This is a genomic window from Weissella sp. DD23, from assembly GCF_001579105.1.
In the GTDB taxonomy this organism is placed as follows: domain Bacteria; phylum Bacillota; class Bacilli; order Lactobacillales; family Lactobacillaceae; genus Weissella; species Weissella cibaria.
The window spans coordinates 3,076-4,488 of sequence record NZ_KQ970390.1; the positions used below are offsets into that span (position 1 = coordinate 3,076).

Consider the following 1,413-nt stretch of genomic DNA (forward strand, 5'->3'; position numbering starts at 1 on the left):
ATAAGAAAGGTGGTCGCTTTTCCAAGTGGCCATCTTTTTTGATATACTAAATTGACTAGAAATAAGGGAGCACATTGGTGATGAAGAAGATTATTGTATTGGGTTCGTTGAATGCGGATACCATATTGCACATTCCACACTTGCCACAACAAGGTGAAACGTTGGCAATGGATGATGCCTCAACGGCGCCTGGTGGTAAGGGTGCCAATCAAGCGGTCGCAGCAAAGCGGTTAGGTGCGGACGTTAATTTTATTGGCGCCGTCGGGGATGACCAGAACGGGCAACTATTACTAGATGCATTACAAGCGGATGGTATTGATACAGCCCATGTGGCTGAACTATCAGGTGTTGCAACAGGTGCTGCATACATTATGCTTGAGGCTGACTCAAACAACACCATTTTGATTCTCGGTGGCGCGAACCGCCAAGTGAATGAATCAAATGTTGCCGCAGCCGATGCAACGATTAAAGCGTCAGACGTGTTGATTGCCCAATTTGAGACGCCAATGGTTGCCACACTGAGCGCATTTAAAGCGGCCAAGGCTGCTGATGTCATGACGGTGCTCAATCCCGCGCCAGCAACCAAGGATATTCCCGCTGAATTGTTGGCACTGACTGATTTAGTGGTGCCAAATGAGACAGAAGCCGAAATTATTACGGGTATTCCAGTAACTGATGACCTATCAATGGAAAGTGCCGCCAAGCGCTTACAAGAAATGGGTGCCAAAAATGTGATTATTACGGTTGGCGAACGCGGCTCGTACTTCCACATGGCTGATGGTGAAAATGGGTTTGTGCCGGCCTTGAAGGTTAAGGCAGTTGACACAACGGCGGCTGGTGATACGTTTATCGGTGCGCTAACAACGAAGCTTGACGCCGACATGCGTAATGTTGAAGATGCAGTGCGCTTTGCAAATGCAGCGGCAGCTATTACGGTCCAAGGTGCCGGTGCACAACCATCAATTCCAACGCTTGATCAAGTGAATGCCTCACGTGGTTAAGCTTGCAAAGGCTGGGTGAGTCCCAGCCTTTTTCAATCGAAACGAGAGATTTGTAATGAATAATAACGATATTGTGCGTCGCATCCGCTTTATTTTTAATATTAAGAATGCTGACATGATTAAAATTTTTGAACTGGGTGGTCTGAAAATGACTAAGGAACAGTATCAAGACATCATGACGAAGCAAGAACCGGATACACCACGTGATGAAAAGTTGAGTCGGCATGACTTAGAAGTCTTTATGAATGGGCTGATTATTTCGCAACGTGGTGTGAAGAAGGACGAAGACGGTAATCCAATTGAGCCTGATTACAGTATGCAACGTGATAATGATATTAATAACGTTGTGATCAAAAAGTTGAAGATTGCGATGACTTATTCAAATGAAGACTTGCTTGATTTTTGGACGGCC

At 45.6% G+C, this 1,413-nt stretch carries 2 protein-coding genes; both read left to right on the forward strand.

The window, feature by feature from the left end; translation table 11 throughout:
* Positions 1 to 80 precede the first annotated feature (80 nt).
* Complete coding sequence (gene rbsK, locus WEIDD23_RS00015; RefSeq protein ID WP_010370343.1) at positions 81 to 1,001, forward strand: ribokinase; 921 nt, start codon at positions 81 to 83, stop codon at positions 999 to 1,001.
* Between the two features lie 55 nt (positions 1,002 to 1,056).
* On the forward strand, positions 1,057 to 1,413 hold a 357-nt coding region (locus WEIDD23_RS00020), incomplete at its 3' end, for a DUF1456 family protein (protein ID WP_242865335.1).